The organism is Flavobacterium undicola, from assembly GCF_009909155.2.
GTDB classification, from domain to species: Bacteria; Bacteroidota; Bacteroidia; order Flavobacteriales; family Flavobacteriaceae; genus Flavobacterium; species Flavobacterium undicola.
In genome coordinates this window covers 47,670-63,944 of sequence record NZ_JAAAPM020000027.1, presented here as the reverse complement: position 1 = coordinate 63,944, position 16,275 = coordinate 47,670, and the positions used below count along the sequence as shown (strand labels likewise).

Genomic DNA, 16,275 nt, shown 5'->3' with positions numbered 1-16,275 from the left:
TTTAGGATAAACCGTTCTCAATTTAAAACAAGTATTTTTCATAAATCCATAGAAAGAATGGTGAATGCAAAACCGATTTATCAAAAAAACATAAAACAGATATTAAGTGTATAACTCAATAAATTTAATTTATAGTTAAGGTTGCCTCAATAAGGCAACCTTAACTTCACTTCTAATGATAAACCTAAAATTGTAAAAAAAATGAATAAACTAATATGGGTGTTTTTTTTAAGTACTATAGTGATTTCCTGTAATAAAAATAAAACTTACAACACACTTTCTAATGATCAAATAAATAAAGAAGCAATACTATTTGATGATTCTAATTTTAACAATACAATGAAGTTAAAATCTATAGAATTATCAGATATATCTGACTCGCTAATATTCTCAGGAACTTTAGTCGCTACTAAAAATTACTTATTAATCAATGAAATAAAAACAGATAAATTCATTCATATTATTAAGCTTCCTGAGGAACGGTATTTAGGTAAATATGGAAATAAAGGTAAAGGACCAGGTGAAATTATAAGAGCTTGGCCATTTTCAAAATCCGAAGAAGGAAATTTAATAATTTTAGATCAGAGGCAAAAAAAAATTGTTGAAATAAATCCAGATTCACTAATAATAAATAATTCTTTTGAAAAAGAATATCACTTGAGTCCTTCAATTGAATGTGACGGAGTTTCTATCAATAATAATAAAATATTTTTCTTAAATGTTGGAGACACTACTTCTCGATTGTTTGAAACCAATTTAAAAGGGCATAATTTGAAAGGATATGGAAAATTACCGCAATTGTCCTATAGTTCAAAAAACATAGAATTTCTAAATCAAATATATTGGTCTGATATGGATTATAAGAAGAGTTTATTTGGTATTAGTTACAGATTCATGCCTTTATTACAAATATTTAATAAAGAGAAAAATAAGTGGACTACTTTGATTGGTCCCGAAAACTTTATGCCCTCAGAACAAAATTACAGAAAAAGAACATTTTATAATATGATTAAAATTACAAGTAATTACATCTATGCATTATATAATGGAAAAAACATGGATAAAAAAGATTGGCAAGATGCAAATGTAATTTATGTATTTAATTTTGAAGGAAAATTTATAAAAAAGTTAATTCTAGATAGAGGAATTAGAAATTTTGAAGTATTTGAAGACAAATTTATTTATGGTCTTGGGGGAGAAGTATTAGGAACAAGACTTTTAAAGTTTGACATATTAAAAGGCAAAAGATGAAGTCATTTATAATTACTATAACTACAGTTCTACTATTGAGCACTTGCCTGTTTTCATGCAAAGAAAACATTGAAAAGAAAAAAAATGTTGCATTAAACTCAATTAATAAAAAATGGATAGGAAAACAAATTGTTTATCCATTGACAGTAAAACCATTCGTTGATACCGTGCAAAAAAAGATACATAATAAATATTCTATTGTCGCATTTTATGACGGTAGCTGTAGTATGTGCTATTTAGAGCTTAAAAAGTGGGAAAAAACTATGCAGATATATAAGAAAATAGGTTTAGGTAATGTGGCTTTTAAATTTGTTCTGTCAGGAAATTCGAAATCTGTTGTTGATTATTATTTAACAGAACTAGGCTTTCCTATAGATTTAGTTTATTATGATTCTAAAGATGAATTTAATGCCGAGTATCAATTTTTAAAAGAATCGGGATATAAATATTCCTCTATTTTATTGGATGAAATGGATAACGTATTATTCATTGGAAATCCAACTATATCTAAAGAAGACAATAATATGTTTCTTAAAATTATAAAAAAACATTAAGATTAATATTTAGTAGAGAATAATTTTCAAGTGCAAAGAATCGGATAACCAGCTATGCGAAGTATTCTTTAAAAAGCGAAAGTTCTTAAAAGTCGAGATGCTGTGCAAAGTCTCCCGACTTCGTACCCTTTCCAATAATCAACTTACATAGGTAACAAATACCAGTCATAAAATAATTTGTTACAGTTGTAACGGCATATAGGAGTGGGTAAGTAATAAGAAAACAATATATAAATACAAAATAAAGAAAGGAACTTATGAAGCAAAAATTAGTATTGTTGACAATTGGAGTCTTTTTTAGTTTATCAATAAATGCACAAAAAACAGAGCGTTTTTTGACTAGTAAAATAATTTCTGGTTGTCCGTTAGAAATAGAACCAATAGCGAAAGAATTAGGATTGAGTAATCTAAGTTATTCAAATTTGGAAACAGGAATAGACAGCATAAAAGTCGTTTTTGGAGAATTGACACAAGGTAAATCAAATGGTTATTGGATTTCTTCCTATTTTAATAACAAATTAGTGACTTTTAGTACTGTTGAACGTCTAAAAAACGAATCAACTCAATTCCCAACAAATGTTACAGACATTAGTTATGACAACTCTTCAAAAAAAATTTCGGTTCAATGGATGCACAATACCTCTACCAATGAAATTCAGTATTTATGGTTGAATAACAATAAGCAAAAAAGTAAAATTGCCACAATCATAAATATAGAAAAAGCAATAGAAAAAGGTAAGCTATTCCCTTCTGTTACAGTTGAATCATTAAATGGGAAAAGTGTTTCAATTAAGGACTTTATTGGTAAATGTGTTGTGATTAATTGGTGGGCAACAACTTGCGGACCATGTATAAAAGAAATGCCTGGTTTGAATTCTTTGGTTGAAAAATATAAATCGAATCCAGAAGTGGTATTTCTAGCAATAGCCTTTGATAAAAAAGAAAGATTAGAAAAATTTTTAAATTCAAAGAATTTCAATTACATACAAACATTGGGAAATAATGAAACTGCTAAACTTTTTGGAGAATCTTTTCCAAAGAATATAATTGTAAATCCTCAAGGAATTATATCATTCTATAGTGAGGGAGGAAACGAAAATATGTATATAGCTGTAGATGAAGAACTAAAAAGACAGTTAAACAAGGAATAGAAAACCCAAAAGCATTAAAGAAAAAAATTCTGTCTCATTATTAGTTAACAAGACATTTGTTTCCAAATTAAATATAAATGAAAATCAAGTTTTAATGTTTGCATAAAATGGTAACAATTCTTCAGAAATAAATAATAATAAAAACTGCAGTAATGAGCAAGAAAATTAACTCCAAAAAAAACAACCTAACTATTCTATCTTTTTTAATAGCAGGTTCTTTATTTTTTTATAGCTGCACCAAATCCAAGGCTGCCGAAGAATCCTCTATCGAAAAAAAAGCTTATGTAACCGAAAAAAATGAAGTAGAAACGATAGTGCTGAAAAACGAATCGTTTCAAAAAGAGTTGGTCAGCAACGGTAAAATAATTGCTGCCCAAAAAAATAGTATTCAATTTGAGGTGAGTGACAAACTGGAGCATCTGTATGTAAAAAATGGGGATAATGTTCGTAAAGGACAGGTATTGGCAAGCTTAAACCCATTCAAATACCAACAAAGACTAGCCAGAGCCGAAATAGACTTAAAAAAAGCCAAATTCCAGTTTGAAGATATGCTGGTAGGTAGAGGTATTTTTACCACCAAAAGAGACAGTATTGCCAGAGATGTGTATGATATGGTAGCCAGCAGATCGGGTTATGATGCGGCATTACTGGAGTTGAAAACGGCTCAATATGAATTGAAATCGACCAAGCTGATAGCCCCTTTTAGTGGCAAAGTAGCCAATATAGAAAGCAAGGTTTATGAGAATGTAAGTGCCGGAAAAAGTTTTATGACCCTAATTGACGATGCAGTATTTGAGGTTGAATTTTATTTGATAGAATCAGAAATGAGCGATGTTGCTTTAAATAGCAAGGTGCAAATTCTTCCTTTTGCACTGGGGAAAATCTATAATGGACACATCTCCTCCATCAATCCATTGATAGAAAGAAACGGAACCATACTGGTAAAAGCCGTTGTGAAAAATGACGGGGAACTTACCGAAGGCATGAATGTAAAAGTGCGTATCGAAAAAGAAGTAAAAGGACAATTGGTTGTACCCAAATCGGCAGTGGTGTTGCGAGACAACCAAGAAGTGTTGTTTAAGGTAGTTGCCGGAAAAGCCTACTGGACCTATATACAAACCACTATGGAGAACAGTAGTTCTTATGCAGTAATTGCTCATCCAAACAAAAGCAGTGCGACATTAAATCCAGGAGATACGGTTATTGTTTCTGGCAATTTGAATTTAGCACATGATAGTGAAGTAATCCTTAAATCCCAAAAATAAATTGCAGATTTTTGATTAACGATTCCTGATTTCAGATGTGCGAGTCCTTGAAAAACAGGTGAATTTTTATTTACTAACACAAAAATCTGACTCGAGCGATAGCGAACTGGCGAAGCAAATCAAGAATAGTTAATCTGCTTTCAAAAATCTCTTAATTTAATAACATTGAGCACTCAGGATTATTCTTCAATCACAAATCTCATAACATCAATAACAGTACGCTTTAGCTAACGCCACTCTTCCATGATAAAATTTTTAATTCATAAACCCATAGCGGTTTTAATGACCACGCTTTGCCTGCTTATTTTGGGACTATATGCCTTTGGCTTTATCCCGGTATCCTTGATGCCCGATATTGACATACCGGAAATTACGGTACAAATTGAGGCCGAGAATATGTCAGCAAGACAGGTTGAAGATGCCATCGTGAAAAATTTACGATCCAACTTGATGCAAGTGAGTCATCTGAAAGACATTCAAAGTGAATCGAGCAACGGGAGTGGGCTGATACGATTGAGTTTTGAACAAGGCACCAAAATTGATTATTCTTTTATTGAAGTCAACGAAAAAATTGACCGAGCCATGGGAAGCTTACCCAGAACCATAAAACGTCCCAAAGTAATAAAAGCCAATGTCACCGATATTCCTGTATTTTATCTAAGTCTAACTTTAAAAGACAAGAATGAAGGCAAAAAAAAGCAGGTGGTTTCTAACGACGAACAAAATCATGTATCCCAAGAGTTTGTTGATTTTAGTCGCTTTGCCAATCAAGTCATCCGCAAACGCATTGAGCAAGTCGATGAGGTGGCCATGGTGGATGTGAGCGGATTAGTATTTTCTGAAATTGTGATTGTCCCGGAAATAGAAAAACTAAATGCTCTGGGCATTAGTTTAAATGAGTTGGAATCAAACATTAAAACATACGATATTGAAGTGGGCAGCTTATTGATAAAAGACAGCCAGTATCAGTATAACGTTCGGCTGGGTTCGAGCTTGAACAATATTCGGGAAATAGAAAACCTTTATATCAAGAAAAACGACAGGCTCTATCAATTAAAGGAACTTGCCCAGGTGATAGAGAATCCACAAGAGCGAACAGGCTTGGTTTTGTCAGACGATAAAGAAGCCGTTACCATGGCCATCATACAACAAAGTGGTGCCAGGATGGAAAATCTAAAAACATCCTTGAATACCCTGGTCGAACAGATGAATATAGACTATCCCGACATAGATTTCTCCATAACCCGTGATCAAACTAAATTACTGGATGTTGCCATCAACAATGTAAAACAAGATTTGGTATGGGGAATATTGCTGGCATTCAGCATCATGTTTTTATTTTTGAAAGATGTCAAATCTCCCTTGTTGATTGGGGTTTCCATTCCGGTTTCACTTATCGTTAGTTTGATGTTTTTTTATGTTTTTGGCATTTCCATCAATATTATTTCGCTTTCGGGATTAATTTTGGGAATAGGCCTCATGATTGACAATTCGATTATTGTCATTGAAAATATTATTCAATATCGAGAACAAAAACACAGCCTGACCAGTGCTTGCGTCAAGGGGGCAAATGAAGTGGTAAAACCGTTATTTTCTTCAGTGCTTACGACCTGTTCCGTATTTTTGCCTTTGTCTTTTTTGAGCGGGATTTCAGGAGCTTTATTTTATGATCAGGCAATGGCAATTACTATCGGATTGTTCGTTTCCTTGTTGGTTTCAGTTACTTTAGTTCCATTGTTATATCGCCTCTTTCATATGAAAGATACTGGAAAAAAGAATAAAATAGATCGTTTTCTTGAAAAAACGAATACTTTGGACTATGCTGAATTGTATGAAAAAGGATTTCGTTTCGTAATGAAAAATCAAGGGTTTTCCTGGGGTATTTGTATCCTTTTGCTGGTGGTAGGTTTAGGTTTATTTCAAATCCTTCCCAAAACGCAAATGCCTTATTTAACCAAAACAGAAACTTTGTTGAAAATTGATTGGAACAAGCAAATCAATGTCGAGGAGAATAAACGTCGCGTTTTGGAAATTTTAAAGCCCGTAAAGCAAGATTTGTTGAACTATACTGCCCTAGTGGGAACCCAGCAATTTATATTGGACAAAGAATCGGAGTCATTAGCTTCAGAAAGTGCTATTTATATCAGTTGTGATTCTCCTGAAAAATTAGAGAAACTTCAAAAAAACATCGCTTTTTTTATCCATAAAAATTATGCTCACGCAATTGTTTCCTACGGGGAAGTTGACAATGTATTTAATATGATTTTCTCTGATGAACAGGCTCCATTGGTGGCTCGATTACGAAATGTAGAAAATTTGGGAAGTGCACAAAACGAACAGCTAAAAAAAGTTTGGGGTCAAGTACAACGAAATGTTGGGGATTTAGAATTGAAACCCATCGCATGGCAAGAGCATATCAATCTGGTGGCCAACCAAGAAAAAATGATGACCTATGGCATCTCTACAAACGTACTGTTTGATGCTTTAAAAAGTGCTTTCAATGAACGTAAAATAATGTCTATAATTGATAACCAAAATTTTGTGCCTGTCATACTGGGAGGTGAAACTAAGCCTATAGAGGAAGTCTTAAGTGAAACGACCGTACAATCTAAAGACAGTGCGGTATTTCACGCCAGTGATTTTATTAAAGCGGTAAATTCCCAAGATATGAAAACCATTGTGGGAGGCATAGAAGGGGAATATTACCCAATAGAGTTGAATACAAATGAAGACAATGTAAACCCCACGATTGCTAATGTGAAAAAAGTGGTAAAGGATAACAAATTATATAATGTTTCTTTTGCAGGAAGCTTTTTTAGCAATCAGGAATTAATGGGAGAGTTAATAACAGTCTTATTAATCTCTTTAATCCTGCTTTACTTCATTTTGGCATCGCAATTTGAATCCCTCGTATTGCCTTTAATTATTTTAATTGAAATCCCGCTGGATCTGGCGGGAGCTTTTTTGTTTCTAAAAATCTTTGGTATGAGCATTAATTTGATGTCCATGATAGGGATTGTAGTTATGAGCGGTATTGTTATAAACGATTCCATCTTAAAAATAGACACCATTATTCAGTTACAACGCCAGGGATATTCTATATTGAGAGCCTTATTATTTGCGGGGCAACGAAGGCTTAAACCCATATTGATGACCAGTTTGGCTACTATATTAGCCGTAATTCCATTACTGTTCTCAGGTGGTTTAGGGGCAGAACTTCAAGCACCGTTGGCGACGGTATTAACAGGAGGAATGATATTGGGAACTATCATAAGTTTATTTTTTACCCCACTATGCTATTACTATTTTGCCAAAAGAATAGAGAATAGAACTAAAAAACAAATAAAGTTAAACCCACTCCGAAAAGTTGTTTAATAGCCATAGTGGAATCAAATATCTCTAATGACAACATCTTTTTTCTATTTACAGTATATCATGAGAATAATCAAAATCACACAAATAGTACTACTAGTTACATTTATTTTATGTATTATAAAAAGTAATGCACAACAAAAAAAAACAACTGAAGACACAAAACAAAAAATTACATTGAATGATATTTTGGCAATTGCCGGCAAAAATTCATTAGATGCTTTCAAAGCCAAGCAGCAATATGGGGCGAGTTATTGGCAATTTAGATCGTTTAAAGCGAGTGTGTTGCCAAAAGTAAATTTAGAATTAGAACCGCTATCCTATAATAAGTCCGTATTAAAAAGATACGATTCGGAAAATAATATTGATGTTTACAGACCGCAACAAAATCTAAATTCCTACGGGAATATTGCTATTAATCAAAACATTGAAGCTACTGGAGCCACTATGTTTATAAATTCAAGTTTCAACAGGTTGGCTAATTATGGAGAGACTGAATCAAAGTATTTTACCGCCACACCTATCCGTATTGGAGTAATCCAACCCATCATGGCTTTTAATCGTTTCAAATGGGCCCATAAAATTGCCCCGCTTCAATTTGAATACGCCAAAAAAGAATATCTACATGAATTGCAGGACATAAAACTAAAAGCTGTTAATTATTTCTTCAATTGGGCTTCTGTGAGTAAAAAAGTAGAACTGGCTCAAGAGAATGTGTTAAGCACTCAAAAACTTTTCAAAATTGGAAAAAAAAGATACGAGTTAGGTTCTATTGAAAAAGATGATGTACTTAATCTAGAACTAGATGTGTATAATGCTGAAACTAACCTAACGCAGAATGAGAGAGAATTAGAAAAAGCTGAATCCGAATTAAAATTGTTTTTAAGAGACGACAGCCCTTTGTATTCCGCACCAGAATTGCCTGAGCTTATTTCAGACTTGCAAATTGACGCTAAAGAAGCCACTGCATTAGCAGAAGCAAATAACCCTGAAATTTTTAATTTAAAAATAAAAAAGATAGAAGCACAAAGGGATTTGGATAAAGTAATCAAGGAAAACCGTTTTGATTTGTCCTTGAGGGGAAGTTATGGTTTAAACCAAAATGCCAATACCGCCAAAGAAGCCTACGGCAGATTATTGGAACAGCAAATGATTGCTATCCAGTTGAGTATTCCTATTCTGGATTGGGGAGAGCGCAAGGGAAATATCAAGACTGCGAAAATGAATACCGAAGTGAGCGAAATTGCCGTTCAGCAGGAAAGCGATAAACTAAACCAACAACTAGCCTTAAAAATTATCGATTTTAACCTTCAGAAACAATTGGTTGCAGGCGCTTTACGAACCAGTGAAATCTCAAAATCTTCTTATGAAATAACCGAAAAACGGTTTTTATCCGGAAGCATCGATTTGTTAAGACTGACCAGTGCCAGAAAAGCATGGCAATCGGCATCTGAAAATTATATTACGAGTTTGTATAATTATTGGAAGTTTTATTACGAGGTACAGCAACTCACGCTTTATGATTTTCAGAACAACAGCACCATCAGCAAAAACTTTGATGAAATACTTGATAAATAAAAATAAAAAAAATCCTCCGGGTTTTTAAAAACTAAAAAACTCTCACATTAATTAATTATAAAAAATGTAGCCTACGACATAGACCAAGATCCCAGAGGAAGAATTTATAAACGAAAATAACTTTATAATTTCGTACAACTGCTTTCGTCTAAGCCGTTGTAATGTTCTGCAAAAGTAACATTCCTGTACCACTTTGCAAAAACAATAATTATAAAAGGGTTAATTGCCCTTAATAACAATTAAAATTATAAAAATGAAAAATAAATTAAAACTTTTATTTGGTCTCGTCGTATTAGCTGTAATCACTTTAACATTTAATTTAAATTATAATAAATTAAATCAAAACGATGTGACATTAGCAAACATAATGGCCCTTAGTGAAGCCCAGGCTGAATGTGGCTATGTATATGTGTGTGGATATGTAAGTCTTGAAACTTGTTATGAAGACGAATATCCTTATTACCAAAAACATATTGGCTACTTCGTGAGTGCAACATGGACTTGTAACTAATATTATGAGAATTACAAATAAAGGAGGTTGAAAAACACCTCCTTTGTCAATAAATTATTATAAATATCTAAAATCTAATTATGAAAATAAAAGCAAAAATATTAATGATGCTAATAATAATTTTTTCTTCATGCAAAAAAACAAATGAAGATAAGTTTATTAGCACTTTCAATCAAACAAAAACTTATTCTATAAGTTCTAAAACTGTGCCATTGAAGTCCGAATTGGTATTCTCATCGATGTTTAAAATGTCATATTTAAATGATTTATTGTTTATCTCTGAAATAAAGGATCCTGATTATGAGATGAAAATTGTCGATTTAAAAACAGGATCCGTTAGAAATTTTGCAAAAAAAGGCGAGGGGCCTGACGAAATTAAATATCAAGGAAGTAATTTCTCAATTGATGTCAAAAAAAATAATCTTTATTTAATTGATGGTCCTACTTATTTAGTTTACAACGCTAATGGAATTAAAGACAAAAAAGATACCTTAATATCTAAATTTTCTGTGGATGTAAATGAGGATCGATTTATGGAAAGTACATATTACAATGGATACATTATTGGTGGACTGCATGAAAAACGTTTTGGGCTTTACAACTTAGAAACAAAAAGTATGGTGAAAAAAGTTGCTTATAATAAAGATTTACCCAAAGGAGCTTTAAACAATCAGGCATTTTTTTTAAATCATCCCAATAAAAATTTAGTGGCTTATTTTTATTATAAGTCCGCTATTTTTGGAATAATTACTTTGGGCAATAATGACTTGGAAGTAAAAGAAAAGATATATTGGAAAACAGATAACGAAGAAATTGTAAGCAGTACTCAAAGAAAGATCGAACATAAGAAAAACCAAGTAAATGGATTTATTTCAGCTGCTGCAAGTGACAGATATATCTATGTTCTTTACAGCGGGAAATCATTAAATGTAAATACAGTGGAAGATTTAACGCAAACTTATTTGTCTAAATATGTTTATGTCTTTGATTGGAAAGGAAATCCTGTAAAACGATATGAATTAGATCAAGAAGTTAGATCCGTAGCAGTAGATCAAAAAGACAGTATACTATATGCAGCTACTTATAAAAATAATGAACCACATTTAATCCAATATAATTTAACAAACTAAAAATGAATTTAAAAAACATAGAATTTAATTTTAAGGCTATAACTTTATTTCTGCTTTTAACGGGATGCCAGTCAAACTCTCAAATTAAGAACGATATTGATCAGTGGAAAGGAAAATATGTGGTTTTACCAAATGAAAACCAAATTTTTAATAATAAAACAGCTAAGACCAATCCTCTCTCAAAAAAAGTAAAAATTATAACACTAGTCAACGGAGACTGCGGGCCATGTGTAGAAGAATTGCAAGAATGGAAATTATTTATGAAAGGAATAGACACAGCCTACGTTGGATTTGTCTTTTTAGTAAATACTTCGGATATAAGAAATTTTAAGAAGAATGACAGTTTAATAATAAAGCTTAAATATCCCTATTATTACGATAAATTAAATAAAATTTCTAAAAAAAATAATTTTTCACAGAATAAATTACACCAGACTTTTCTATTAGACAGCAACGAGAATGTGGTTTTGATAGGAAAGCCAAATACTGGCAAAATGTATGAACTTTATAGAAGCCAAATATATAAAATGCAAAAAAATGCTGTAAAAGGAACAATTGTAACCCAAAATGCAAATAGCTCTACTACAAACGTAATTGGAAATTATATTTTTAAGAATGAACAGGGTAAGGTGTTGACCAAAGAAAAAGCAGATGAGATGATTAACTCACGTAAATATATGCCATCAATTAATGATAGAGATAAAGTTATTACTTTAAAAGCACGGTAAATATGCTCTTGTAAACAGTTTTAACAGATGTTTAAAAACAACATCATTTTACTGTCAAGAATAATACTTTCAAAATAAGTATAAAAAGTAAAAACTTTAAATGACCAAAACTCAAAAAAAAGCATTATTAATCATCCTAGCACTACTTTTAGTACTGCTAGGATTGGTTTGGTTCGCTATTATCCTTATACTATTTGTACTAACTTATAGTATAACATTACGTTATATTTGTTTAATACCGTATGTTTTTTTAAAAAAAATAGTTACGGGAGTTTTTTTGTTTCTGTTGCTGCTATCGTCAACCATTTGCATAAAACTATTAGCATTTGATATTTATAAAATACCCAGTTCCTCCATGGAAAATATGCTGTATCCGGGTGATGTAATTGTAGTCAATAAATTCCAATATGGCCCTAAACTACCCCGTTCTCCTTTTGAGATCCCTTGGGTAAATCTGGGCTTTTATATGAATAAAAATGCCAGAGCCAGAATGAAAGAAACTTGGTGGGATTATGTAAGATGGGAAGGTACCACAAAAATTACGCAAGGAGATGTGTTTGTGTTTAACTCTACTTGGAATAAAGATTTTATTCTGGTAAAACGTTGTGCAGGGCTTCCTGGTGATACTTTTAGAATAAAAAAAGGAGAGATTTACACGAATTCCATATTCTTTAATTCCCCAGAAACGGTTAAAAATAATTGTAGCTTCCATATTAAAAATAGAAAACTACTATACAAAATTATAGATTCCTTGCCTATAGAAGGATACATAAACAATGATTATAAAAAACGGAATTTTGGTAGTGCAATGTTTTCAAAGCAAGAGTTTGAACTCCTCCAAAAGAGGAATTGTATCGATTCGATAAATAAAAATATAGATGTATATGGTGTCTCTCAGGAGAAATTATTAAAAACTCCAACGAGTCAATGGACCTTAGACGACATGGGACCTATTATTATACCTAAAAAAAATATGGAAATAAATTTGAATCCTACTACTTTCATGTTGTATGAGAAAGTAATACGCCTATTCGAAAAAAGTACAGTCACAGAGAAAAATGGTGCTTATTTTATCAATGGTAAAAGGGCTACTACCTATAGATTCAAACTGAATTATTATTTTATGATGGGAGATAATAGAAAAGGAACTTCAGATTCCAGATGTTGGGGATTCTTGCCCGAAACCAATATTATAGGCAAAGTGCAATGTGTTTTATTTTCGAATAAATATGGGGAATTTCAATGGGACAGGTTGTTCAAAATGCTTTAAAATAAATTTACATGAAATCCAAGTTTTCCTCATTTACCATATTGACGTGCTTTGTTTGTCTTTGTATTATTGGCGCAAGCATGATTCCCTTATTGAGTGTTCAATTAAATCCCTCAAAGTCGCTTCCTTCCTTAAGTGTTAGTTTCAGTTGGCATGATGTTTCAGCAAAGGTTATAGAACAAGAAGTGACCTCTAAATTGGAAGGTGTTTTCAATACAGTAAAAGGGATCAAAGAGATAAATTCTACTACAAACAAAGAAAACGGGTCAATCAACATTAAATTCAAAAAAAATACAGATTTGGATGCCGTTCGATTTGAAATTGCAAACCTAATTCGTCAAACCTATTCAGAACTCCCTGAGGGAGTAAGCTATCCCCAATTATCAATCAGTGGTGCGAACGAGAATTCTTCCCCGATTTTGACTTATAGCATCAATGCCAATGAAAGCCCGTATCTTATTAAAAAATATGCCGAAAACCAGATACTTCCAAAATTAGCAACAATAAAAGGAGTTAACAAAGTGTATGTGTATGGTGCAGATCCTTTTGATTGGGTTATAAAGTATAATTCAGACAAACTGGTACAACTTTCTATATCAGTAGATGAAATAGAAGGTGCGATTAGGGAATATTTTCAAAAACAGCAGTTGGGAAATGGAAATTTAATTTCTAAAAACAATGAGGGAAGCTTGGAAATTTCAATGATTTTAACCTATAAATCAGAAAAGGATATTGATTGGGAAAACATCCCGATAAAAAAAATAGGAAATAGAATTATTTATTTAAAGAGTATTGCTAAAGTTCAATTCATGGAAGCTCCCATGCAAGCTTATTTTAGAATAAATGGGCAAAATTCTATAAACATGGTTGTGTATGCCGAAAAAGGAGGCAATACCATTGATATATCTAATGAAGTAAAGGGAGAAATTGATCTTTTAAAGAAAGAAATAAAAGGGGAATACTCTTTGAAACTGACTAATGATAGCTCTCAATATATTACTGAAGAGCTACAAAAAATAGAAGAAAAAATGTTGTTTTCCTTACTAATATTATTTTTTCTTATTTTAGTTACAAGTAGAAGTTTCAAATACATTTTAATTTTATTTTTGAGCATTATTGCAAATCTTCTCATTGCTGTAATCTTCTATTACATATTCAAAGTAGAATTACAATTGTATTCCTTTGCGGGAATTACCATCTCTTTTGGAATTATTATCGACAATTGTATTATTATGATTGATCATCTTAGAAATAAAGGGGATAAAAAAGTGTTTTTAGCTATTTTAGCAACAACTTTAACTACCACAGGTGCATTATTATCAACCTTTTTATTAGATGAATCTCTGCAAGCCAATTTAAGGGATTTTACTTTAGTCATCGCAATAAATATAGTTGTCTCATTATTTCTGGCATTATTTTTTGTTCCTGCACTTTTGGAAAAAATGCGTATCAATCACAAAAAGAAACAATTTTCAAGAAAAAGAAAAAGAAGGATAATCAAATTTACAGACTATTATTATAAATTGATTTTTGCATTTAAAAAACCACGTTTCAAATGGATATTTGTTGTAGTACTGTTGTTAGGATTTGGATTGCCTTTACATCTTTTACCCAAAACAATGGATGGTGATGGTTTTTTAGAAAAAACGTATAATAGTACTATAGGTGATGAATGGTTTTATAATGAAATAAAACCTCTTTTAGAAAAAATAGTGGGTGGTTCACTTCGATTATTTACTGAAAATGTCTACGAGAATTCACATTATACTGATCCGGAGAGAACAACTTTGAGAGTCACTGGGAGTATGCCTGAAGGATGTACTATTGAGCAATTAAATGAAGTGATAATAAAGATGGAAAACTACATTAGTAGTTTTAAAGAAGTTGAAATGTTTGAAACCAGAATAACAAGTTACAATAATTCAAATATCTCCATATATTTTAAAAAAGAGAACGAATTCGGTGGTTTTCCGTTTAAATTAAAAAGCTTGTTGGAATCGAAAGCCATAAGTTTAGGAGGATTGGATTGGTCCGTGAGTGGTGTTGGCCAGGGTTTTTCAAATGCATTAGGATCAGATTATAAAAGCAATCGAATTGAATTGGAGGGGTATAATTATGACCAATTATACGCTTATGCTGAACTCCTAAAATCGCAATTGATTGAAAACTCTTCGTCAAGAATAAAGGAAGTAGATATAACCAGCGGCGGATCATGGGGGAATAGTAACTCCCAAGAGTATTATTTGGACTTTGATGCCAAAAAAATGGCATTGGCAGCCGTTTCCCAAGGGAGTCTTTATGATTATTTAAAAAAACAAACACATTCTGGTGGAGTAACATCTTTTGTTCATAATAATGAATTGCAACAAGTTAAATTGGTGTCTGATCAATATCAAAAAATGAATGTTTGGGATTTGAAACATATTCCGATTGTTATTGGAAACAATCAATATAAATTAGACCAAATGGCAAGTATTGAGAAAAAAAATTCAGGAAACTCAATTGCCAAAAATAATCAACAATACCATTTAACCGTTGAATATAACTTTATAGGCACAGAACCCTTGGCTAAAAAAGTAAGAGAAGACAATATAATAGAATTAGAAAGTAAACTACCAATAGGTTATAGGGTATTTGAAAATTCGAATGAAGGATGGGACAAGAAAGACAAACAGCAATATTATTTCATATTTGTGGTCATTTTAATTATTTTCTTTATTTGTTCCATTCTACTCGAATCATTAAAACAACCCTTTGTAATAATAAGCATGATTCCTATTTCGTTTATTGGAGTTTTTCTAACATTCTATCTTTTTGAATTTAATTTTGATCAGGGAGGTTATGCTTCTTTTATATTATTATGCGGAATAAGTGTAAATGCGGCCTTATACATTATAAATGATTATAACAATTTCAAAAGGCAATATCCATTAAGGAATTCCCAATTGATGTATTTCAAGGCGTTTAATTATAAAATAATTCCGGTAATGCTGACTATTTTATCTACTATGGTAGGTTTAATTCCTTTTGTATGGGGAGGGCAAAATGAGGCTTTTTGGTTTTCATTCGCTGCTGGCTCAATTGGAGGATTGTTATTTTCTTTATTAGGGATATTTATTTATTTGCCCGTGTTTATTGTTGAAGACAATAAAAAGGAGTAAAGATGTTTAATTAGGATTTGCTTTCATTAGTTCATTTGAACTTCTGTAGCCAAGCATTTTACTCACAGTTTCAATAGACACTAGAGAGGTCGCAATTTCAACATCAAACACCATTTATCCTTGTATAGCTAGGATACATAATACAGTTGTTGAGTCTTATGGTTTTCAGTCACTAGCTAATAGTGAAGCCTTCAGTAATTTAAAAAACGAACTGGATGCTAAATAGAATTTATAATGATGTCCTAAATAAAATATTTGAATTGGTCTCAGAAGATTATAGTATTGATATAACCGAGAAATAATA

At 31.8% G+C, this 16,275-nt stretch carries 11 protein-coding genes and 1 pseudogene; all 12 read left to right on the top strand.

Annotated features, from left to right (window positions below; genetic code table 11):
* Nucleotides 1–114 (top strand): annotated as a pseudogene (locus GTZ96_RS14565) (IS1595 family transposase); the annotation flags it as partial.
* Between the two features lie 87 nt (nucleotides 115–201).
* Nucleotides 202–1,251 carry a BF3164 family lipoprotein gene (locus GTZ96_RS14560; protein WP_161644639.1) on the top strand — a complete coding sequence of 350 codons (1,050 nt, stop codon included), beginning with the start codon at nucleotides 202–204 and terminating at the stop codon, nucleotides 1,249–1,251.
* Nucleotides 1,248–1,805 carry a hypothetical protein gene (locus tag GTZ96_RS14555; protein WP_161644638.1) on the top strand — a complete coding sequence of 186 codons (558 nt, stop codon included), beginning with the start codon at nucleotides 1,248–1,250 and terminating at the stop codon, nucleotides 1,803–1,805. The genes GTZ96_RS14560 and GTZ96_RS14555 overlap by 4 nt, the downstream gene beginning before the upstream one ends.
* Nucleotides 1,806–2,062: 257 nt before the next feature.
* Nucleotides 2,063–2,956 (top strand): peroxiredoxin family protein, encoded by an 894-nt coding sequence (locus GTZ96_RS14550; RefSeq protein ID WP_181033205.1) that lies wholly within the window; start codon nucleotides 2,063–2,065, stop codon nucleotides 2,954–2,956.
* Between the two features lie 152 nt (nucleotides 2,957–3,108).
* Nucleotides 3,109–4,221 carry an efflux RND transporter periplasmic adaptor subunit gene (locus GTZ96_RS14545; protein WP_161644637.1) on the top strand — a complete coding sequence of 371 codons (1,113 nt, stop codon included), beginning with the start codon at nucleotides 3,109–3,111 and terminating at the stop codon, nucleotides 4,219–4,221.
* Between the two features lie 243 nt (nucleotides 4,222–4,464).
* Nucleotides 4,465–7,596, top strand: coding sequence for an efflux RND transporter permease subunit (locus tag GTZ96_RS14540; protein WP_161644636.1), 3,132 nt, complete (start codon nucleotides 4,465–4,467; stop codon nucleotides 7,594–7,596).
* A 60-nt stretch (nucleotides 7,597–7,656) separates the two neighbouring features.
* Entirely contained in the window at nucleotides 7,657–9,171 is a 1,515-nt protein-coding gene (locus tag GTZ96_RS14535; protein WP_161644635.1) for a TolC family protein, read from the top strand.
* Nucleotides 9,172–9,424: 253 nt separating this feature from the next.
* Nucleotides 9,425–9,682, top strand: a complete 258-nt coding sequence (locus tag GTZ96_RS14530) for a hypothetical protein (RefSeq protein WP_161644634.1) — start codon at nucleotides 9,425–9,427, stop codon at nucleotides 9,680–9,682.
* 80 nt (nucleotides 9,683–9,762) lie between these two features.
* A complete protein-coding gene (locus GTZ96_RS14525; protein ID WP_161644633.1) occupies nucleotides 9,763–10,812 on the top strand; it encodes a BF3164 family lipoprotein in 1,050 nt (349 codons plus the stop codon).
* Nucleotides 10,813–10,814: 2 nt separating this feature from the next.
* Nucleotides 10,815–11,540: a hypothetical protein gene (locus GTZ96_RS14520; protein WP_161644632.1), complete on the top strand. Its 726-nt coding sequence runs from the start codon at nucleotides 10,815–10,817 to the stop codon at nucleotides 11,538–11,540.
* Between the two features lie 100 nt (nucleotides 11,541–11,640).
* A complete protein-coding gene (lepB, locus tag GTZ96_RS14515) occupies nucleotides 11,641–12,810 on the top strand; it encodes a signal peptidase I (RefSeq protein WP_161644631.1) in 1,170 nt (389 codons plus the stop codon).
* Between the two features lie 11 nt (nucleotides 12,811–12,821).
* On the top strand, nucleotides 12,822–15,971 hold the full coding sequence (locus tag GTZ96_RS14510) for an efflux RND transporter permease subunit (RefSeq protein WP_161644630.1): 3,150 nt from the start codon (nucleotides 12,822–12,824) through the stop codon (nucleotides 15,969–15,971).
* The last annotated feature ends 304 nt before the right edge of the window (nucleotides 15,972–16,275 follow it).